General features: G+C 42.0%; 18 protein-coding genes. 10 read left to right on the top strand and 8 right to left on the bottom strand.

Features of this window, described 5'->3' with window-relative positions:
- The first annotated feature begins 150 nt into the window (after positions 1-150).
- The 3 genes from AACQ83_RS03165 to AACQ83_RS03155 all read left to right on the top strand — a co-directional run bounded on the left by AACQ83_RS03165 (position 151) and on the right by AACQ83_RS03155 (position 3,479).
- Complete coding sequence (locus tag AACQ83_RS03165) at positions 151-642, top strand: YbaK/prolyl-tRNA synthetase associated domain-containing protein (protein ID WP_112876110.1); 492 nt, start codon at positions 151-153, stop codon at positions 640-642.
- Positions 643-1,135: 493 nt separating this feature from the next.
- Positions 1,136-1,756 carry a beta/gamma crystallin domain-containing protein gene (locus tag AACQ83_RS03160; RefSeq protein WP_112876111.1) on the top strand — a complete coding sequence of 207 codons (621 nt, stop codon included), beginning with the start codon at positions 1,136-1,138 and terminating at the stop codon, positions 1,754-1,756.
- Between the two features lie 1,093 nt (positions 1,757-2,849).
- Complete coding sequence (locus tag AACQ83_RS03155; protein ID WP_112876112.1) at positions 2,850-3,479, top strand: beta/gamma crystallin domain-containing protein; 630 nt, start codon at positions 2,850-2,852, stop codon at positions 3,477-3,479.
- 306 nt (positions 3,480-3,785) lie between these two features.
- Here AACQ83_RS03155 and gndA read toward each other — a convergent pair whose 3' ends face one another.
- Positions 3,786-5,192, bottom strand: a complete 1,407-nt coding sequence (gene gndA / locus AACQ83_RS03150; RefSeq protein WP_112876113.1) for an NADP-dependent phosphogluconate dehydrogenase — start codon at positions 5,190-5,192, stop codon at positions 3,786-3,788.
- A 245-nt stretch (positions 5,193-5,437) separates the two neighbouring features.
- Here gndA and AACQ83_RS03145 point away from each other — a divergent pair, with 245 nt between their 5' ends.
- Positions 5,438-7,009 (top strand): TerC family protein, encoded by a 1,572-nt coding sequence (locus AACQ83_RS03145; RefSeq protein WP_112876114.1) that lies wholly within the window; start codon positions 5,438-5,440, stop codon positions 7,007-7,009.
- Positions 7,010-7,449: 440 nt separating this feature from the next.
- Here AACQ83_RS03145 and asmA read toward each other — a convergent pair whose 3' ends face one another.
- The 4 genes from asmA to apbC all read right to left on the bottom strand — a co-directional run bounded on the left by asmA (position 7,450) and on the right by apbC (position 12,113).
- Entirely contained in the window at positions 7,450-9,282 is a 1,833-nt protein-coding gene (asmA, locus tag AACQ83_RS03140) for an outer membrane assembly protein AsmA (RefSeq protein WP_112876115.1), read from the bottom strand.
- A gap of 58 nt (positions 9,283-9,340) precedes the next feature.
- Positions 9,341-9,922 carry a dCTP deaminase gene (dcd, locus tag AACQ83_RS03135; RefSeq protein WP_112876116.1) on the bottom strand — a complete coding sequence of 194 codons (582 nt, stop codon included), beginning with the start codon at positions 9,920-9,922 and terminating at the stop codon, positions 9,341-9,343.
- Positions 9,923-10,105: 183 nt separating this feature from the next.
- A complete protein-coding gene (udk, locus tag AACQ83_RS03130; protein WP_036777923.1) occupies positions 10,106-10,747 on the bottom strand; it encodes a uridine kinase in 642 nt (213 codons plus the stop codon).
- 253 nt (positions 10,748-11,000) lie between these two features.
- Positions 11,001-12,113 (bottom strand): iron-sulfur cluster carrier protein ApbC, encoded by a 1,113-nt coding sequence (gene apbC / locus AACQ83_RS03125; protein WP_112876117.1) that lies wholly within the window; start codon positions 12,111-12,113, stop codon positions 11,001-11,003.
- Positions 12,114-12,374: 261 nt separating this feature from the next.
- On the opposite strand from apbC, the gene metG reads away from it, so the two are divergent.
- The 6 genes from metG to sanA all read left to right on the top strand — a co-directional run bounded on the left by metG (position 12,375) and on the right by sanA (position 19,478).
- On the top strand, positions 12,375-14,402 hold the full coding sequence (gene metG, locus AACQ83_RS03120) for a methionine--tRNA ligase (protein ID WP_112876118.1): 2,028 nt from the start codon (positions 12,375-12,377) through the stop codon (positions 14,400-14,402).
- 132 nt (positions 14,403-14,534) lie between these two features.
- On the top strand, positions 14,535-14,963 hold the full coding sequence (locus AACQ83_RS03115; RefSeq protein ID WP_112876119.1) for a CidA/LrgA family protein: 429 nt from the start codon (positions 14,535-14,537) through the stop codon (positions 14,961-14,963).
- A gap of 2 nt (positions 14,964-14,965) precedes the next feature.
- Complete coding sequence (locus AACQ83_RS03110) at positions 14,966-15,661, top strand: CidB/LrgB family autolysis modulator (protein ID WP_112876120.1); 696 nt, start codon at positions 14,966-14,968, stop codon at positions 15,659-15,661.
- Between the two features lie 141 nt (positions 15,662-15,802).
- A complete protein-coding gene (gene cdd, locus AACQ83_RS03105; RefSeq protein WP_112876121.1) occupies positions 15,803-16,687 on the top strand; it encodes a cytidine deaminase in 885 nt (294 codons plus the stop codon).
- 211 nt (positions 16,688-16,898) lie between these two features.
- On the top strand, positions 16,899-18,596 hold the full coding sequence (locus AACQ83_RS03100; RefSeq protein WP_112876122.1) for an NAD-dependent malic enzyme: 1,698 nt from the start codon (positions 16,899-16,901) through the stop codon (positions 18,594-18,596).
- A gap of 141 nt (positions 18,597-18,737) precedes the next feature.
- The gene (sanA, locus tag AACQ83_RS03095; protein WP_112876123.1) at positions 18,738-19,478 is read left to right on the top strand and encodes an outer membrane permeability protein SanA; all 741 of its coding nucleotides are present in this window, start codon (positions 18,738-18,740) and stop codon (positions 19,476-19,478) included.
- Here the strand turns inward: sanA and yeiB are convergent.
- From yeiB to AACQ83_RS03080, 3 genes are all read right to left on the bottom strand, one after another.
- Entirely contained in the window at positions 19,450-20,598 is a 1,149-nt protein-coding gene (gene yeiB / locus AACQ83_RS03090; protein WP_112876124.1) for a DUF418 domain-containing protein YeiB, read from the bottom strand. The genes sanA and yeiB overlap by 29 nt on opposite strands.
- A 21-nt stretch (positions 20,599-20,619) precedes the next feature.
- A complete protein-coding gene (gene folE, locus AACQ83_RS03085; protein ID WP_112876125.1) occupies positions 20,620-21,279 on the bottom strand; it encodes a GTP cyclohydrolase I FolE in 660 nt (219 codons plus the stop codon).
- A gap of 291 nt (positions 21,280-21,570) precedes the next feature.
- Positions 21,571-22,758, bottom strand: coding sequence for a YbfB/YjiJ family MFS transporter (locus tag AACQ83_RS03080; RefSeq protein ID WP_370446034.1), 1,188 nt, complete (start codon positions 22,756-22,758; stop codon positions 21,571-21,573).
- Between the last annotated feature and the right edge of the window lie 132 nt (positions 22,759-22,890).

Raw genomic sequence — 22,890 nt, 5'->3', positions numbered from 1 at the left:
CTTTCAAGTTGCCTGTTTGTTGGCTACACTCACTCACCCCGGTCACATAGTTTGCTATGCTCCCGGGGATTCGCTCCCTTGCCGTCGCGATGCATCTTGAAATCCATAGGGTATATATCAATTCACAAAGTTATTACTTAGGAGTTTATTTTGTCCTCTAACGAAATATTTAACCGCCTGACCACATTACTGGATAATCATCATGCCAGCTATCGGGTGATAGAACATTCAACCGCCGGACATTCTGAAGAAGTTGCAAAAATCCGTGGTACACAACTTGGACAAGGGGCAAAAGGGTTAGTTTGCCATGTTAAAGGGGAAGGATTCCGCCAATATGTACTCGCTGTACTGCCTGCGGATCAACAAGCAGACCTCTCTTCACTGGCAAAACAGATCGGTGGCAACCGCGCCTCACTGGCAAGTCCTAAAGAAGTTTTTGAACTGACTCAATGTGTATTTGGTGCTATTCCACCTTTTAGTTTTCATCCAGATCTGAAACTGGTTGCAGACCCTTTATTATTTGAACGTTTTGATGAACTGGCTTTTAATGCCGGTAGCCTTGAACGCTCAGTGATTCTTAACACCCAAGATTACCATCGAATTGCACAACCTGAATTGGTGAGTTTTCGTCGGGTAGAATAAATACCATCGCGAAAAATCATATTTGCCAAATAGCCTATAAAAATAGGCTATTTAAGATAATATTTTAAACATATTCATTTAAAATAGTAACTATCCCGCCCCAATAAGTTTATATCATTAGATAAAGTCATTATTATTGCTACATTATATAAACATTAAACAGAGAGGTATAATTATCAAATACCATGAATATCTAATTATTCACTATTGAGCCATATACAAAAAATTATCAATTACATTAGGGGATAATTCCCTACCCAAATAAAGGTGTTTCTTGATAGGAATTTTCAATTATTTTTAATTTCAGAACCTTTATTTCATATATCGGTATAAAATGACATGTCAATTATATTAATGTTGTATTGACAACAATTTAATATGCCTATTCATTATATTTTATTAAATACAAAAACCCACACTCATTGTATTCTCATATCTCTTTCAACAAGAAAGATGACGTTTTTTTAAAATAAAGTTTAAGGAATAGAGAAATATGACTAATAAGCTAGTTACAGGTGCAACTTTTTTCGATAGAAAATACTTTCTGGGTGAAGCGCACCATTATCCAGAAAACGACATCATTATTCCATTGCCTTATGATCTTAACGATAGATTCCGTTCAGTAAGAATTGGAACGCTATCAAAAGTTTATGCATGGCGTCATCAGAGCGATTGGGAACCAGGTCAACGCTATCGTGAATGGGAATATGATCATCCAGATATTGATAGAGAAATTAGAGGATTATCTAAGTTTAAAGTGGCATCAAAAGATACCTGCTTGGTTGCATTAAGACTTATTGATGATACTTGTTCAGGTATTAAATTCTCAATGTTCACGAATACACATTGCGTGGGCCCAGTTGAAACAACAACTGATGATGATTATGCACTGGTTGGTATATTGCCATTTGAGACCGAGTTAGTCACTGCCATTGCAATAAGAAATACCAGTACTGGAGTATATATCAATAACGGATCATTCTATTTCTATCGTGATGCAAATGGTGTTGTTACTATTGATGAGAAAGCTAATTTCCCTAAAAATCTCAGAATAGTTAATGTAGGTGGCAATCGTTTTGATATTCATATTATCAGTACCGATTTTTCTCACTAATCCGGTAATAATGTAACGATAATTAACCATGTTTTCAGACAGGCTACGTTCTGAAAATTTAAGCAACACCGTTGCGGAATATCATCAAAAACCGCAACGGTGTATTCATAAATCAGCAAAAATTTCGTGGTTATAAATAATTTTTTATTTATCATGATATACCCTATGGATTTCAAGATCATCGCGACGGCAAGGGAGCGAATCCCCGGAAGCATAGCGAACGATGTGATCAGGGTGAGAGAGTGCAGCCAACAAATCCTTAACCATTAACTAGCCATTCATTGTTATTTATCCTTTTTCTATAAAAATTTATAGTCAAATAGTCAAATAGTCACTTAACCTTTAAAAAAACATTAAATTAAGATCCACAAGAAATAATTTTCACAAGCTATTTCTTTTGAGATAAATACTTCCCTAATGATTAATTTTAAAAATTATATAAAAACCCAACCATTCCATTATTACATATCTTATTTTAGGTATTTTCATAATATTATTAATAAAAAACAATCTTATAGTATCTATTCAAAACACCAAGCATGAAAAATATTCACAATCCAATTGAATACTAAATTTAAGATACAAAATTCACTAAAAATATCAAATTTTCACATTTCAATCAGTCAATTTGACTATACTAATATAATTATAAAAATATTATTCGGTATTTTTTAAACAACTTTACTTTATGTATTTTTCTGCTAATTTTAACATTAACCCATAGAATATTATTCTTCTATTGACTGGATATATTGCATCTAAAGATGAGGAATAAATGAATTATCAGTGGGAAATATTACACAGAAAAAATCCAATTTTCACAAATAGTATAAACGAGTAAATACTATATATTTCACATTAATACAATCAGGTATATACCCTATGGATTTCAAAATGCATCGCGACGGCAAGGGAGTGAATCCCCGGGAGCATAGATAACGATGTGACCGGGGTGAGCGAGTGCAGCCAACAAAGAGGCAACTTGAAAGATAACGGGTATACTTCCAGAAAAGCATTACATACGGGTTTATTAACGGAAAATTTTTTTTGGCAACCTATATATTACTTACATTAACTTTGAGGAGTAGAAAAAATGACAAAAGAATTAATTACAGGCGTCACGTTTTTCGAAGAGAAAAACTATCAGGGTAAGTCACATGATTACCCAGAGCTTGATAAAATTATATCGCTCCCTTCCAATCTTAACGATAAATTTCGTTCAGTAAAAATTGGAAAGTTATCAAAAGTCCATGCGTGGCGTCACTATAATGATCCAGAGAGTAAATATTATGAATGGGTAGTCGACAATCCAGATATCGATAAAGAAATTAGAGGGTTATCGAAATTCAGAATTATACAGAAAGATACAAAACTGGTTGCACTAAGAATCATTGATGATACTCATTCAGATACAAAATTCTCTATGATCATTAAGATATTTAATGGAGAAGAAGAGGAAACAATCGACGTTAACGCAACAACAGATGATAATTATACTGTCGTTAACGAACTACTGGTACAGAAAGAGATAGTCACTTCAATTTATGTAAGAAATGTCAACACCGGAGAATATATTGGTAACGGGTCATTCTATTTTTCTTATGATGCTATTGGCATTGCAACTATTGATGAAGGACTCAATTTCCCTAAGAACTTGAAATTGGTCCATGTAGGAAATAATCGTTTTGATTTTCACATTACCAGTACTGATCCTATTGCTTAATCCGGGATTAATGTGACAATCATCACTCTCAGATAAGTCATATTCTGAAATTTAAGCTACGCCGTTGCGGTATATACCCTATGGATTTCAAGATGCATCGCGACGGCAAGGGAGCGAATCCCCGGGAGCATAGGTAACTATGTGGCCGGGGTGAGTGAGTGCAGCCAACAAAGAGGCAACTTGAAAGATAACGGGTATATTTGTTAAAAAACCGCAACGACGTGTCCCAGACGATCGCGGAAACTGAGACCACATCACATCTAATGTGGCCTCTCCACGCTCCTAGTCAATCGATAATAATCGGGCTTACTCCATCCATTCAGTATGGAAAACACCTTCTTTATCAGTACGCTTATAGGTATGAGCACCAAAATAATCACGTTGAGCCTGAATTAAATTGGCGGGCAATACAGCAGAACGATAACTATCGTAGTAAGAAATAGCAGCGGAGAACGTAGGGGTTGGGATACCATTCTGCACCCCATACGAGACGACATCACGCAGTGCCTGCTGATATTCATCAGCAATTTTCTTAAAGTAAGGCGCCAACAACAGGTTAGCAATATCCGCATTTTCGTTATACGCGTCAGTAATTTTTTGCAGGAATTGAGCACGAATAATACAACCCGCCCGGAAAATCCCGGCAATTTCACCGTAATTAAGATCCCACTGGTACTCATCAGATGCCGCTTTCAATTGCTGAAAACCCTGAGCATAAGAAACGATTTTACCCAAATAAAGCGCACGGCGAACTTTCTCAATAAATTCGGCCTTATCACCTTTAAATGGCTGTGCTTCAGGTCCGCTCAAAACTTTAGCCGCAGCAACGCGCTGATCTTTTAAAGAAGAGATATAACGTGCAAATACCGATTCTGTGATCAATGTCACTGGAATACCTAAATCCAGAGAGCTCTGGCTAGTCCACTTACCCGTACCTTTATTTGCTGCTTCATCTAAAATCACATCAACCAAATATTGGCCTGTTTCATCTTTCTTATGGAAAATATCAGCCGTGATTTCAATCAAATAACTGCTTAACTCGCCGTTATTCCAGTCAGTGAAAATCTCAGATAGTTCTTCATTGCTCAGATTTAGGGCATTTTTCAGTAAGGAATAGGCTTCCGCGATGAGCTGCATATCACCGTATTCAATGCCATTGTGAACCATTTTCACATAATGGCCGGCGCCATCTGGGCCAATATAGACCACACAAGGTTCACCTTCCGCTTTAGCTGCAATTTCGTGCAAAATTGGCGCCACTAATTCATACGCCTCTTTCTGGCCGCCAGGCATAATAGATGGGCCTTTCAATGCCCCCTCTTCACCACCGGAAACCCCGGTACCGATAAAATTAAACCCTTGGGCTGAAAGCTCTCGATTACGACGGATAGTATCCTGAAAATAGGTATTACCGCCATCAATCAAAATGTCACCTTTATCCAGATGTGGAGTCAGTGAAGCAATCGTTTTATCGGTTGCTTCGCCAGCCTTAACCATGAGCAGAATACGGCGCGGTTTTTCCAGTGAATCGACAAATTCTTCGACAGTGTAACTTGGAACTAATTTCTTCCCCGGATTTTCGGCAATCACTTCGTCAGTTTTATCACTTGAACGGTTAAATATAGATACGGAATAACCACGGCTCTCAATATTTAGTGCCAAGTTACGCCCCATCACCGCCATACCGACAACACCAATCTGCTGCTTGGACATGAATAACTCCTGTCTGATGATAATCCTGCTCACCAATAATAATTAGTGTGCAATTTGTTAATGTGATCACATGTTAACTCAGGATGAGTCCTAATGGATAGTTATTGGTGCCATCGATACCACTACACATCATTTTTTGGAAAAAACTTCCTCAGATGAAAAATCAACTATTGAAATTTGATGAGTCAATGCCCATTATTCATTATTCGGCATGAGCCGTCATATTAAAAGGTAAAACAAACTGTATGGAATGGATCGCTGATCCGACGATATGGGCTGGACTAGTTACTCTTATCGTTCTAGAAATTGTCCTCGGAATTGACAACTTGGTCTTTATTGCCATTCTGGCAGATAAACTTCCTGAAAAACAAAGAGACAAAGCAAGAATTACAGGTCTAAGTTGTGCGTTACTGATGCGTATCGTGCTGCTTTTTAGTCTTTCCTGGCTGATAACGCTAACTCATCCATTAATTACGCTTTGGGAACATCCGTTTAGTGCCCGTGACCTGATTATGCTGTTAGGCGGTCTTTTCTTACTGTTCAAAGCGACGATGGAGCTTAATGAACGGCTGGAAGGCAAAGATGCCCACTCAGGACAACAACGCAAAACATCTAAATTTTGGACGGTTGTCGTTCAGATAATTGTCCTTGATGCTGTATTTTCACTGGATTCCGTGGTTACTGCTGTTGGTATGGTAGACAACATCGGTATCATGATCGCGGCAGTCACCATTGCGATGTTCCTGATGATACTGGCAAGTAAGCCGTTAACTACCTTTGTCAATGCTCACCCGACTATCGTCATTCTCTGTCTGAGCTTCTTGTTAATGATCGGTTTCAGTCTGGTCGCCGAAGGTTTTGGTTATCGCATCCCCAAAGGTTACTTGTACGCCGCTATCGGCTTCTCCATTATGATTGAATCCTTAAACCAATTTGCTCAATTTAACCGCCGCAGATTTCTTACTGCTTCCCGTTCACTACGTGAAAGAACAGCAGAAGCCGTTTTACGCATCCTTAGTGGTAAGCATGAAAATGCAGAATTAGATAATCATACATCTAATCTGATTTCTGATAATCAGGAAGTGTTTGATCTACAAGAACGTCAAATGATTGCCAGAGTTCTCGGCATGGCGCAGCGTAACGTTAACAGTATCATGACTTCCCGTCACGACGTGGAATACCTTGATATTCATGCACCAACTGAAAATCTGACGCAAATACTGAGTAAAAGTCCTCACACACGCATTGTGGTAACTGATGAAAATATCAGTGACGAACCATTAGGTGTTGTCCATGTTATTGATTTATTAAATCAACAACTCAACCAACAGCCTTTTGATTTACACTCGCTGATAAAACAACCGCTGATTTTCCCTGAACAGCTTTCACTACTCCAGGCATTGGAGCAGTTCCGCCAGGCACAAACTCACTTTGCGTTTGTTGTCGATGAATTTGGTTCTGTGGAAGGTGTGGTAACTTTGACCGACGTAATGGAAACTATCGCGGGTAATTTACCGGTAGATGGCGAAGAAACTGATGCCCGCCATGATATTCAAGCGACTGAACATGGTGGTTGGATCGCCAATGGTTATATGCCGCTGGATGATTTGATCCTTTATGTCCCTTTGCAACTGGATGAAAAACGTGAATATCAGACCTTAGCCGGTTTGTTAATGGAACATTCACAACATATTCCACGACAAGGTGAGCAATTACAGATTGATAATTACCTGTTTGAACCGTTGGAAGTGACCAGTCACCGAATTAATAAGGTAAAAATTACCCCTCTGGTGTCAGAGGAAGAAAATAGAGAATAACCCAGTGTTATTGATCATTCATCGTATCTGCCATCACTGAGTTTTTCCTCTGAAACAAAATAAAACCCGGTCAGTTTAAACTGCACCGGGATTTTTTGGGCCTTTGCTATCAATACTATATGCGGAAGTACTATATGCGGAAGTACTATATGCGGAACTATATTAGGATACTGTTAATGATTTATCTAACAACATGAAATAACTTTGTGTTCATAGCAAAAAAGCCATAGCTTCTCAATTCAACAAATTTCATATAAACTTGCCAATCAATAATATTATTCATTAATTCAGCAGGATATTATACCCGTCATCTTTCAAGTTGCCTCTTTGTTGGCTGCACTCACCCCGGTCATATAGTTCTCTATGCTCCCGGAGATTCGCTCCCTTGCCGTCGCGATCCATCTTGAAATCCATTGGGTATATATGAATATAACCCTCGCTTAATTACTGCTACGTTCAACCCAATCGTTAATAGCCTGTTTTACCTTGTTCTCCAACTCATTATGCAGCAATTGCTCAATATCCAAATTGTATTGCAGATTACTCCAATTACCGTAAACCCGCAGTGGTACTTTCATTTTTCGCAGACGACTAACCAATTCATTATCCTTGCCCCATCCTTGTGTTATCTGTACTTTTAAAGCAACATCAATATGTTGTTTAAGCAGATTAGTCTTACCCTGCCCATCAATATTCAGCAAATCGGATACCGCATGCAGTCGACTGATTTTTATATCACCTCGATTCAGTACCGCTTTAACATCAAGCTTTTTAGCGCGGGTGAAATTATCCATATTATCAGGGATATTCACTTTATCCGTTGCACGAGCAACAGATTGCTGGATTAATTGGGGGATATTTAATCCATACATTTTGGCATTAACTAAACTGAAATTAAGATCACCCTTCCAAATATGCGAAATCGCATAACCATCATATCCTTTACCAGAAAGATCCCCATTCAGATCGAATTTACCACTAAATGCCGGTGGTAAGGAAAAGGCTTTGAGTACTGGTTCCAGTTCTATATTCCGCAGTAAAGGTTTTGCGTGTAACTTAAGTTGATTACCCGTTGCATCTAAAATAACCGGAATAGAGAAATCACCACCAAATAATTTGCCATTCAGAGTAGAAATTTCAGCAGTACCACTATTATTTGTCGCTTTCAATATCAGATTATCGATCTCCATTCCTCGATAAACAAATTTGTCCGCATTAATAGTCACATTGGCGTTAAAGTCATTTAGAAATGCAGCGCTATAATCAGGCGGGGCAGAACTTGAAACGGCGATTACCGGTTTAGCTGAACTATTCTCTATCCGGTAATAACGTTTAACTTCTGAATCCTCTTTAGGAAGCAAGTCCCATCCCATCAGATTATCTAAATTCAGTTTTTGGGAAGATAAATCGATCCGATAATCCGCATGAGCCCCCAACATTGCTTTTATACTGCCATGCAGTTCACTCTCATTAGCGGTGAAACTTAGCGTCTGTAAAGAAATTGTTTGCGGCCCATCTGTCGTCTCTTTTTGATAAACAGCATGTACTTTTCCTGAACCACTAATTCCTCCCGTAGGTATACCTGCGCCCTGGAGTTGGTAATCAAAGGAGTCAATATTACCCGCAACACGATATGGATAATCAGTAATATCGACATCTGCATTAAGATTAAAAGCCAAGTCTTGCTGATTCTTACTGACTTTGCTACTTAACTCTACGCTGATATGGTTTTGGTTATCTCGCTCCATTAGTAGATTAATATCGCGGACATTTAACTGCTCATGATCATCTCGCTGCCAAATAAGCAAACTATCCGCGATCTTAATTCTGGCGATATCAAGCTTCCAACCCTCACCCTTCACAACAGAGTTGGCTGTACTCCCTGTTGGTGCAATAGGGGTATTCTCTTTCTTCTGCGACTGGCTCTCCGGGGTTACTCTCAATATCGCCCCTTTCAGCATCACCTCTTTAACTGCAAGCTGATGAGAAAGAAGCGGCCACAACTCCACATCAAGACGCATATTTTCTGCCGTCACTGTTGGTTGAGCCGCTCCTGGGGCCGTTAATGACATACGCCCGGTAATGATGCTCAATTTCGGCCAGACATGCCAGCGCATACCATCTTGCAGGACGAGTTGGTAGCCACTCTTCTTTTGCACCTGCTTGACCATATAAGCCCGAAAGTCATTTGGGTTTACTAACATGACTAATGCTGCCAGACCGGTAATAATCACAACCAGCAAAATAATCAGTGCCGTCAGCAATCTCTTCATGACTTCCTCAGCTTTTTTTGTCAAAACAGTCAATGCAACTCAATAGCCGATAAAAATGTTAATCTTCATCAATACGGCTACTCACCGCACCCTGTTGGTTTTTATATTTTGCATCTTGACGACGGTTATACGGACGGTCAGCGGAACCAGACAATGGCTCAAAACTCAAAGCACCGATGACCATACCCGGACGTAACGCCAGAGGCAATTTACCAGAGTTATAGAATTCAAGAACAATCTGACCATGCCAGCCCGGATCAATCCGGTGTGCTGTCACGTGTACCATCAACCCAAGACGAGCAAGAGAAGAACGGCCATCAAGCCAGCCCACCAAATCGTCCGGCAATGTGACAGATTCCAGCGTAACGGCCAATGCCAACTCGCCAGGATGGAGGAAAAAAACCTCATCGTCAGACAGAATTATTTCATCACTCATCACACGATCAAGCGCAGCACTGACCTCATCTTTCGGACCACTCAAATCAATATATGCCGCAGTATGACCACAGAAAACACGAAACTGATTCCCAAGGCGCACATCCGCAGTTGCCCCGTTAATACGTTCAATCGGCGGACGTGGAGCAATGACCAATTTACCTTCATCAAGCCATTTAATAATGTCGCGGTCACAGAGTCGCATTATTTCCTCTCCAATACGATGCTGCTTATCAATTCAATGACTGACAAGCAAAGTTTTATATCCGTTATCTTTCAAGTTGCCTCTTTGTTGGCTGCGCTCACTCACCCCAGTCACATAGTTCGCTATGCTCCCAGGGATTCGCTCCCTTGCCGTCGCGATGCATCTTGAAATCCATAGGGTATATTATTCGCAGAACTGACCAATTTTGGCTTTCAATATATCAATTGCTACTCGGTTTTTACCCCCGCGCGGCACAATAATATCTGCATATTGCTTTGATGGTTCAATAAATTGCAGGAACATTGGACGCACAGTTTTATGATATTGCTCAATAACCGAATCCAGAGAACGCCCCCGTTCATGCACATCCCGCTTAATACGACGCATAAGGCAAATATCCAGTGGCGTATCAACAAAAATAGAGAAGTCCATCTCCTGGCGCAAGCGCTTATCGGTCAATAATAGAATACCTTCCAGAATAATAACCCTTTTCGGTGCAAAATGAATCGCTTCTGGTTTACGAGTATGAGCAACATAATCGTATTGTGGCAATTCAATTGATTCACCCATTTTCAGCGCTTGTAGGTGAGAAAAGAGCAGATTGTGATCCATTGAGCTTGGATGGTCATAATTAGTCTTATAACGCTCTTCCATTGATAGATTGCTCTGATCTTTATAATAGCAATCCTCTGGTATAATACCGATATTGTGATCACCAACCTGAGCGCGTAATTCACGATAAAGTGTATTAGCAATGAGACTTTTACCTGAGGCAGATGCACCAGAAATTCCTACAATTGTGCACTGATATGCTTCGTCAGCCATAATAGAGATAACCTGATTCTAGAAAAAAATGGGAACAAAGCACTTACTAAGTGCTTTGTTTGGCGAGATTATAGGGAGTTAATGGTATCTGTTCCAGTGTAAACAAGAGAAGTCTCACTTTTTTCGAAGCGTTTCGCATAAAAACCATGTAACGAAGGAAATCGAACAAGCATACTTCTCCCCACACAAAATCTCCCCATACAAAAAGCGGGCAATGAAAACACCACCCATTATCATCAATCAAATGCTTGCATTAAACAGCACGGAACGAAATTTCTGTTGGTATCTTCTCACCTTGCCAATACATCTGTGCTGAAATATTCGCGGCAATTTCGCGATAAATATCGGTAAATTCACTATCAGGATTACTAATAACGGTTGGCTGACCACGATCAAGATCTTCACGCAGTGAAATATGCAGCGGGATTTGTCCCAATAATTTACAGTGATATTTAGCCACCAATTTTTCTGCCCCACCGGTACCAAAAATAGGTTCCAGGTGACCACAGTTACCACAAATATGCGTACTCATGTTTTCAATAATACCCAATACAGGCACCTTCACTTTCTGGAACATGACGATACCTTTCATTGCGTCAATTAAGGCAATATCCTGAGGCGTTGTTACCACTAGCGCCCCCGTTACCGGGATGTTTTGTGACAAAGTGAGCTGAATATCACCGGTTCCTGGTGGCATATCGATAACCAGATAATCAAGATCCGGCCATAATGTATCCTGTAACATCTGCATCAATGCTTTACTAGCCATTGGGCCGCGCCATACCATTGCATTGTCATCTGTTACTAAATAACCAATCGAGTTAGTGGCAAGGCCATGAGTCATAATCGGCGCCATATGCTGCCCGTCCGGGGAAGTTGGGCGCTCTTTGGTGGTTCCCAACATACTCGGAACAGAAGGACCGTAGATATCTGCATCCAGAATACCGACTTTTGCCCCCTCCTGAGCCAATGCCAGCGCCAGGTTTACGGCAGTGCTGGATTTACCCACCCCACCTTTACCCGAGCTGACAGCCAAAATATTGCGGACACCATTAATTCCCGGCAAATCATTAGCGCGACGTAATGTGCTGATATCATGGATCAATTTCCACGCCACCGATTTTGCACCAGTTACCGCCTGTAATTTTTCCGTTGTCGCTGCTTTTAATGCCTTAAAACCGCTTTGCCAGACAAACGGCATCAGTAATTCAATGTGCAAGACACCATCAAGCATCGTGCAATGATGTAGGGCCTTCAATGTTGTCAAATCACGTTCTAGTGTCAGGTGTGTAAAAGTAGTAAGTATTTTTGTTACCTGAGATTTCAGCAGGTCAGGATTGGTCTGCTCGGGGGATTGTGAGTTCATCCCGGCTCCTTTAATGATTATCATTAGCTAAAAACCATCTCTCCATCATAACAGAACCCAATGCGTTCGGATAAAATTAGCGACAAAAACCCGCTTTCCGCTCACTAATCCAATTTTTATCCATTGACAGCCTCTGAAGTATTTTGGTTTTAAGACGCACTGGATAAAACTCACTAATATTAAACCTTACCCTAGCGACAATTTTTTTGATCGGTTAACATCAAACTTCCTTTTTCACTTATTGGAAGTCAGATCCTTACTATGTCTCAAGTCGCAAAAAAATTATTGGTAACGTGCGCGTTGCCATATGCTAACGGTCCAATCCATCTCGGTCACATGCTGGAACATATCCAAGCAGATATTTGGGTCCGTTTTCAGCGAATGCGCGGCAAAGAGGTTCACTTTATCTGTGCCGATGACGCTCATGGAACACCAATCATGCTGAAAGCTCAGCAAATGGGTATTGCTCCTGAAGAGATGATCACAACGGTGAACCAAGAGCATCATCAGGATTTTACTGGCTTTTCAGTGAGCTATGATAACTATCACTCTACGCATAGCGAAGAGAACCAAACGTTATCAACCAAAATCTATCTCGAACTGAAAAAAAACGGTCATATTAAAAATCGTACTATTTCTCAGTTATATGATCCTGAGAAAAATATGTTTCTGCCGGATCGCTTTGTGAAAGGTAGCTGCCCGAAATGTAAGGCAGAAGATCAGTATGGCGATAACTGTGAAGTTTGCGGATCAACCTACAGCCCAACTGAGCTACTCAACCCACGTTCTGCTGTCTCCGGCGCGACGCCAGAAATGCGTGAAACAGAACACTTCTTCTTCGATCTGCCCGCATTCAGTAACATGTTACAAGCCTGGACCCGCTCCGGCGCATTACAGGAACAAGTTGCTAACAAAATGCAGGAATGGTTTGAATCCGGTTTACAACAGTGGGATATCACCCGTGATGCCCCCTATTTCGGTTTTGAAATTCCTGATGCGCCGGGCAAATATTTTTATGTCTGGCTGGATGCTCCCATTGGCTATATGGGCTCTTTCCAAAACCTGTGTGACAAACGCGGAAATCTGAGCTTTGATGAGTTCTGGGCAAAAGATTCCGCCGCCGATCTGTATCACTTTATCGGTAAAGACATTGTTTATTTCCACAGCCTGTTCTGGCCTGCCATGCTGGAAGGCAGCGGTTACCGTAAGCCAACCAACGTGTTTGTTCACGGCTATGTCACCGTCAACGGTGCGAAGATGTCCAAATCCCGTGGTACTTTTATTAAAGCCAGCACTTATTTGGATCATCTAGATGCAGACTGTTTGCGTTATTACTATGCAGCCAAACTCTCTGCTCGCATTGATGATATCGATCTGAATCTGGAAGATTTTGTTCAGCGTGTTAACAGCGATATCGTTAATAAAGTTGTTAACCTGGCCTCCCGTAATGCAGGCTTCATTAATAAACGCTTTAACGGCAAGCTGGCGGATAAACTGGCTGATCCGGTGCTTTACCAACAGTTTATTGATGGGGCAAAGGTGATTGCAGAAGAGTTTAATAACCGCGAATTCAGCAAAGCAATCCGTGAAATCATGGCACTGGCTGATTTGGCAAACCGTTATGTGGATGAGCAAGCGCCGTGGGTGGTGGCAAAAGAAGCAGGCCGTGATGCCGATCTTCAAGCTATCTGTTCAATGGGCATCAACCTGTTCCGCGTTTTGATGACTTTCCTGAAACCCGTTTTACCAAGTCTGGCAGAACGCGCAGAAGCTTTCTTAAATACAGAACTCACCTGGCATGGTATTGAACAGCCGCTGCTGGATCATCAAGTTTCTGCCTTTAAGGCCCTGTTCAATCGCATTGATATAGATAAAGTGGACGCTATGGTTGCGGCATCGAAAGAGAGCATCAACACACCACAAAAAGTCAGCGGTCCACTGGCAGAAGATCCGATTCAGGACACGATCACCTTTGATGATTTTGCCAAAGTTGATATGCGCGTCGCCCTTATTAAACAGGCTGATTTTGTCGAAGGCTCAGATAAGTTGCTGAAACTGATGCTGGATCTGGGCGGTGAAACCCGTCAGGTGTTTTCTGGTATCCGCTCCAGTTATCCTGATCCAAAAGCGCTGGAAGGCCGTTTAACCATTATGGTAGCCAATCTGGCGCCACGCAAAATGCGCTTTGGTATTTCAGAAGGGATGGTTATGGCGGCCGGACCTGGTGGAAAAGATATCTTCTTGCTCAGCCCAGACAGCGGCGCCCAACCCGGTATGCAAGTGAAATAACCGTTAATTTATTTCACTGATATTTTTACTCACGGGGATCAGCAATGGTCCCCGTTTTTTTAAATGTGAGCTATGGCACCTTCCCAAGGTTAATTGTATGATGAATACCTCACCGGAATTAGGAATTTTGTTATGTCGTTTCGTGAAGTACTGATTGTTGGTTGGCAGTACCTGCGAGCATTTGTTCTGATTTATTTATGTTTGCTGACAGGTAATGCCATTTCTTCCCTACTACCCATCATTATTCCCGGCAGTATTATCGGTATGTTGATCTTGTTCGTTTTATTAGCTTTCCAGCTGATTCCTGCTCATTGGGCAAAACCAGGCTGTAGCCTGTTACTAAAAAATATGACCTTGCTGTTTCTACCTATTGGCGTAGGCGTAATGAATTATTACGATCAACTCAGCCAACAGATAATTCCGATTGTTTTTTCATGCCTGATCAGTACTGCAATTGTTATGATTATCGTTGCTTACAGTTCCCACTATGTTCATCATGAACGTCCAATTATAGGCTCCGCATCAGAAATTAAGAGTAACCAACAGAAACAAGAGAAATAAAAATGTTAAGTCACATTTGGTGGTCACTGCCATTAACATTGATTGTATTCTACACCGCAAGAAAACTTTCACTACGATGCAAAATTCCCATTCTGAACCCCTTATTGGTTTCTATCGCCGTCCTTATTCCAATATTGTTAATAACCCACACGCCTTATGAACACTATTTTGCCGGCAGCCAAATTCTAAATGATCTACTCCAGCCCGCCGTAGTTGCGCTGGCATTTCCTCTATATGAGCAGATACACCAGATCCGAGCCCAATGGAAGTCCATTATTAGCATCTGTTTTATCGGTAGTATTGTCGCTATGGTGACAGGCGCTGCTATTGCCTTGTGGATGGGCGCCACGCCTGAAATGGCCGCTTCGATACTGCCTAAATCTGTCACAACACCAATAGCAATGGCAGTAGCAGACGCCATTGGCGGTATTCCTGCAATCAGTGCTGCTTGTGTCATTTTTGTCGGCATTCTCGGCGCAATATTTGGTCATAACCTGTTTGATCTTTTACAGGTAAAAACCAAAGCATCCCGCGGCTTAGCAATGGGAACGGCATCACATGCTTTGGGTACCGCCCGCTGTGCAGAGGTCAATTTCGTTGAAGGCGCATACAGCTCATTGGCATTGATGACCTGCGGTATCATTACTTCACTAACAGCCCCTTTTGTATTCCCGGTGCTGCTATACCTATTTAGCTAGTATATCTGTTAGGAAATTTGATAATAATCGCTCGATTACCAACTTCAATTACATAATTCTCATCATCTATATGATATTTATCACATTACAAATCTCATCAGACAACTTAGAATGATCTTAAGTTAATTCGGAGATCACGCTATGCAAGCTCGTTTTCACCCTATATGGGTACAGCTGCCATCTAAACTACAGGATGCACTTTTACCTTACGCAGGAAACGATGACTTTCCTGCCATGCTCACTGCTGAACAGGCTAAATCTATTAAGAAAGCCTGCGGTTTTGACGATAACACCTTGGCTGTCGCCCTGTTGCCACTCGCAGCGGCATGTTCCCTGACACCAATATCACATTTTAATGTTGGTGCAATTGCCCGCGGTGAAAGCGGAAACCTCTATTTTGGCGCTAATATGGAATTTGCTGGTGTACCACTACAGCAAACGATTCATGCTGAACAATGTGCGATTACCCACGCCTGGTTATTGGGCGAGAAAAGACTGGCATCTGTTACTGTGAATTACTCTCCGTGCGGCCACTGCCGTCAATTTATGAATGAACTTAATAGTGGCACTCAATTAGAGATTCATCTGCCAAAGCAGGCACCTTCAACATTAGATCACTATCTGCCAGATTCTTTTGGTCCAAATGATCTGGGCATCACAACTTTGTTGATGGATCCGGTCAACCATGGCTATAAACTAGAAACGACGGATAAATTAGTACTAACGGCATTAGATGCAGCAAACCAGAGCTATGCCCCATACAGTAATTCCTACAGTGGTACCGCACTTCTGGGAAAAGATGGAAGAATTTATCCTGGGCGTTATGCAGAAAATGCCGCATTTAACCCAAGCTTGCCCCCATTACAAGCAGCGCTGATTCTGATGAACATTTCTGGTAGTGATTGCCTGGCTATCGAAAGAGCGGTGTTAGTTGAGGGAAAACACAGTGATTTATCCCAACGGAGTGCGACTCAATCTATACTTGCTGCGCTCGGTTGCAGCAAATTTGATTACTACACTTTCTGAGTTCAGTGGAAAATTCATTTTTCCCTTTATGCAGATAGAGGGTTTTCCGCTGTAAAAATAATTACCGTAACATTTTATTAGCTAACTCTGGATGTTATCTCTCATTTTTACTCATAATACCTCTAATTAAGTAACATTTACTGTACATATTTTTCCTATCTCTTAGGATCTGTAGCGACCTTTTATCCATTTAGTTCAAAGAGTAAGATTCATGGAACTGGAACACGAAAGTAAACGTCCACTATACATTCCCTATGCTGGCCCAATTCTGTTGGAATTCCCCCTGCTGAATAAAGGCAGCGCTTTTACTAAGGAAGAACGCAGCAACTTTAATCTTTACGGTTTATTACCGGAAGCGGTCGAAACCATCGAAGAACAAGCTGAACGTGCCTATCGGCAGTATCTTGATTTCAAAAATGATGCAGATAAGCACATTTACCTGCGAAATATTCAGGACACTAACGAAACCCTGTTCTACCGCCTGCTGGATGCGCATTTGAACGAAATGATGCCGATCATCTATACCCCAACCGTCGGTGAAGCTTGTGAGCACTTTTCCGATATTTACCGCCGTGCCCGTGGCCTGTTCATCTCATATCCAAACAAAGCACATATTGATGACATGCTGCAAAATGCAACCAAACAAAATGTAAAAGTCATCGTTGTTACCGATGGTGAACGTATCCTCGGTTTGGGCGACCAAGGCATTGGCGGAATGGGTATTCCTATCGGTAAGCTCTCCTTGTATACCTCCTGCGGTGGTATCAGCCCGGCTTATACACTGCCAGTCGTCCTGGATGTAGGCACCAACAACCCGCAACGCCTGAATGACCCGTTATATATGGGTTGGCGTCACCCGCGTATCACGGGTGAAGAGTATGATGAATTCATAGACGAATTTATTCAGGCTGTTAAACGCCGCTGGCCAAATGTGTTGCTGCAATTTGAAGATTTCGCACAAAAAAATGCCATGCCTCTTCTTAATCGCTATCGCCACGAGATTTGTTGCTTTAATGATGATATTCAGGGAACTGCCGCCGTTACGTTAGGTAGCTTAATTGCCGCCAGTCGCGCGGCGGGCCGTCAATTGAAAGATCAAACGGTCACCTTCCTCGGCGCAGGTTCCGCTGGTTGCGGCATTGCAGAACAGATCGTCTCCCAAATGAAATCAGAAGGTTTAAGCGAAGAACAGGCTCGTGCCCGTATTTTCATGGTTGACCGTTTCGGTTTATTGACAGACAAGCTGCCAAATCTATTGGATTTCCAGAACAAGCTGGTGCAGAAAAGCGACTCATTGGCTAAATGGGATGTAAACAGCGATTCAATCTCGCTGCTCGATGTTGTCCGTAATGCTAAACCGACAGTATTGATTGGTGTTTCAGGTCAGGCAGGGTTGTTTACAGAAGAGATCATCCGTGAGATGCATAAACATTGTGAACGTCCAATCGTCATGCCATTATCGAATCCAACTTCCCGTGTTGAAGCCCGTCCCGAAGATATCATCAACTGGACGGATGGTGCCGCCTTGGTTGCAACAGGTAGTCCATTTAATCCGGTAAAATATAAAGATCAGGAGTATCCAATAGCGCAATGTAACAATGCCTATATCTTCCCCGGCATTGGCTTGGGTGTCATTGCATCGGGGGCCAAACTGGTTACTGACGGTATGTTGATGGCAGCAAGCCGAACATTGGCGGATTGCTCACCCTTAGCCCAAGAGGGTCAAGGTCCGTTACTACCACTTATCGATGATATTCAGGAAGTGTCACGCAAAATTGCCAAACAAGTCGCCAAAGAAGCACAAATACAGGGCGTTGCCACTGTGACCTCAGATGGAGCACTGGATGAAGCGATTGAACGCAACTTCTGGAAACCTGAATACCGCGTGTACAAACGTACTTCATTCTGATTTTTATCATTAAAAATACGTAAAAAGCTTGTTAGTTCTCTTTTACTATCAAGCTTTTTTCTTACAGAGAAAACTTGCTTCGAAATTTCAGGTAAAGTAGCCTTTAACAAATTCAGTCATTAATGTGTATAAGGCAAAAGCATGTGGAAGCGCCTGATAACTAGTCTGTTATTCATCATAGGGATGCTGATACTGACAGCTATTGCACTTGACCGCTGGATTAGTTGGAAAACAGCCCCCTATGTCTTTGATGATCTCAAACAACTTCCTGAACGTGAAGTGGGTATAGTACTTGGTACTGCTAAATATTACCTCTCTGGCGCGCCAAATCAGTACTATATGTACCGTATTCAGGGAGCGATTAATGCTTATAACAGCGACAAAATCAAATATTTGTTACTGAGTGGCGACAATGCTCAGCAAAGTTATAACGAACCGGTAACCATGCGCAGAGATTTGGTAAAAGCGGGTATTCCTGCTGCAAATATCGTACTGGATTTTGCTGGTTTCAGAACACTTGACTCAATAGTCAGAACCCGGAAAGTTTTTAACACTAATGATTTCACGATTATTACCCAGCGATTTCATTGCGAACGAGCCCTGTTTATCGCTATGCATATGGGAATTGATGCTCAGTGTTATGCAGTTTCCACACCCAAGAATATGATTACCGTTCGATTACGTGAAATCATTGCCCGCCTTGGTGCCCTGACTGATCTTTATATTCTGAAACGTGAACCTCGTTTCTTGGGTCCGTTGATCCCTATTCCTGCTCCGTATAAGGTACCAAAAGGTATGACTGATTACCCTGCCGTAACTCCTGAAGAATTACGGTCAATGGATAAAACCCAGTTTAAGCCGACCGAGCCAACACCGCCGTAATCTCACGCCACCGCTGTTCTACTGGGCCTTGCGGGTAACGACGTAACCACCAGCATGAAAAAAGAATATTCACTGCCCAAATGGGAAGAATAAATGCAAGCAATTCCAAACGGCTAAATTGACCAAAAAACCCAAGGTTATAAAACAGCAAGGTGCAGATTAAGGTTTGTAGCAAGTAATTACTCATCGCCATTCGCCCAACCTGATTGAGCCAGTAATTAATTCTCCAGCATGAAATGATCGGCCAGAAACCATATATTAAAGCCATATACCCCAGTGCCTGAAATGGCGTTACCAACTCAGCAAGGATATAACCGACAATGCCTGACCAAAAGTAATCCCAATTATGGGTATATTGGAGCACCACAGAGAATATCTGAACAGCAACACTGAGCGGTATCAGCACTAGCGCCACATTTCGATAATGGCTCACTGAAAATTCCCCTTTTAGCCAACCATTACGCATTAATCCAGCACCACATGACATAATACCAATAAGCTGCCAACCATACTGAACAAACAGCATGACCATCATCAACATGATCTGATTGAAACGCTCTTTTGCTGCCAGCCATCCACCAGACGTTTTCCAATATGTTTCGTATAACATCTGGAATTCCGTCGATTGCCAAGAAACATTATTAGATTCGCCGCTGGAAAAAAAGCCGAGAATAAACAATAGCACTAATCCGATCAGATAAAAAATAGCGCCTTTCATAAATAACCGGTTACTGGCGCTATTTTGGCTAATCAATTGAAAGCTGAAAAAACCTGCCAAACTATAAGAGAGCAAAATATCGCCATCCCAGAGTAGGATGCCATGTCCCATTCCAATTAGAGCAAGTATGGTTAATCGTGGATAATTCCAGATTTTGCCCCTTGGTAATAGTAGCTCCAATGCCGCACCAAATAAGAAGGCCAAAATACACAGGAACTTTCCCTGAACAAAGACGCTAAGTACAGACCAGACAATCAAATCAGTTAAAGAAGCTGAACCATTATATGCCGGATTCAAATAAGCAGCGGATGGCAAAGCAAAACCGGAGATATTGAGTAGCAATATCCCCAGTATTGCCAAGCCACGAATACTATCCAGTGAGTCAATTCTCTGGCAGGCCATTCTTATATCCCAGTGTGAAAATTACACATGGCGAGTTGTGCGTAAAAACTCTTGACGGGTATTTTGACTAGATTTAAATAATCCCCCCAAGGAGGTTGTTGTCGTGGTACTGGTTGCATCACGGATGCCCCGCGCTTTCACACAGTAATGAACCGCATCAATCGATACGGCAACATTATTGGTGCCAAGGAGTGTCTGTAATGCAATCAAGATCTGCTGGGTCAGGCGCTCCTGAACCTGTGGACGTTGAGAAAAAAATTGCACAATACGGTTAATTTTAGACAACCCAATCACTTTATCTTTTGGAATATAGGCAACCGTCGCCTTGCCATCAATGGTCACAAAATGGTGTTCGCAGGTGCTGGTGAGTGTGATATCACGAACGGTCACCATTTCGTCCACTTTCATTTTATTCTCTATCAATGTGATTTTCGGGAAATTGCTGTAGTCCAATCCTGAAAAAATCTCATCGACATACATTTTCGCAATACGACCTGGGGTTTCTGCCAAACTGTCATCACGCAAATCAAGATTCAACAGTTTCATAACTTCCGTCATATGCTCCTCAATCCGCGCTTTGCGCACTTCCGGCGCCAATGCCTGACCACGCAAGGGCGTTTCAAGACCACGAGCTTCCAGCGCCGAATGCACAAGCTCAGCTTCTTTACTTAAGGATGACATTATTTTCTCCAAAGACATTACTTTCCATCATCTGGCGGGTAGTAAAATGGATGTTTAAGTCATAAATATACCCGCTATCTTTCAAGTTGCCTCTTTGTTGGCTGCACTCACCCCGGTCACATAGTTCGCTATGCTCCCGGGAATTCGCTCCCTTGCCGTCGCGATGCATCTTAAAATACATTGGGTATACCATCACTGAAACAATCACAACTAACAGATAACTATTGCACACACTGTAAATGAGCACGTGGTGATTATCCAGTGATTGCTTTTCATAATTATATGAATTTTTTACACACGCATTTCACTGGTCGGTTCATTCCTGTTACAAACCAATAACCCGGCAATGACCAAGGTAATCAATGCAACATATAATGCTGGCTCCAATCTCCCGGTTATTGCGGTAGAAACCGCTGACAGCATCGGCCCAATAAGCTGCCCGACAGCATATCCGGTGGTTAATAACCCAGCCATATAACGGCTATGTTCTGGTGCTAATTCACGCCCATACTGAAACCCTATTTGCACCACACACATAAAACCACCACCAACCAACAAAGAGCTTAATGCCAGACCACCTATTCCCGGAATGATCTCAGCGATAAGAATGCCCACAGCCTGAATCCATAAAGTGATCGCAAGCCGGATTTGCGTTGTCAGCATATGACGGGTCAGAATAGCAAAACCGATGCCGATAACTGCGGCACCACCAAATATTGGCCAGACAAACTGTGCAAACAAGCTGCCAGGGAAACGATCACTTGCCATTTGTGAAAGAAAAGTCGCAGGTAAAATATAACCAAAGCCCGCTAAGCTGTAGCCCCATACCAGCCGCTTAATTGCAGGTGTCAAAGTCAGTTTCTTCACCTCAGCCTGTGAACGGTGTAACTCACCACTACGGGGCAAATGCCGACTAATATAGATACTGCAAATCAGCGCCAAAATGCCATACAACATCCATGCTTCGGAAGCACTCACTTGCCATGCTTGAATACCGATAGCAAGGATACCAGTAACGAATATCCCGACTCCCGGCCCCGCAAATATGGCAGCACTCAACGCAGGACGATTCAATTTAGCCAACTGTTCATTGGCCCATGATGTTACTAACACCAATGTCCAACCACTCGCCCAACCAATAAAAAAACGGGCGATACTGTGCAATATCGCCCCATACAATAGTGCAGAGAGCAATGTGATAATCACTGCTCCCCATAATCCGGCCCAAAGCCGATATTCAATCAAACGGCGCGCCCGCATTGCATCATAGGAGCCGGCCAGATATCCCAAATAGTTAAAAGCCGCAACAATACCGGCCCCAGTCAGACTAAACTGGAATTCTGCGATCATTAAAGGTACTTGAGGAGTGAAAGCAGTACGCCCAATTCCCATAGCGACGACCAGCGCCAAAAATCCACTCATTGCGATATGAAAAGCTAGGTAGTGGTGACTTTGTTGAGGAGACATTGAATTGTTCATAGCCATAAGATATTATTTTTTTAATTTATTTCTCACAATCCAAAACAGAAATCAAATACAATACACACTTTTAATTAACAAAATTCCCAGAAAAACGTAAATTATTTCTGCCCATAAATAAAAAATCAGTAA

It is taken from the genome of Photorhabdus sp. S10-54 (assembly GCF_963878145.1).
Lineage (GTDB): Bacteria > Pseudomonadota > Gammaproteobacteria > Enterobacterales > Enterobacteriaceae > Photorhabdus > Photorhabdus kayaii.
Note: the sequence above shows the minus strand (reverse complement) of the source record. Positions and strands in the feature narration are given on the sequence as shown.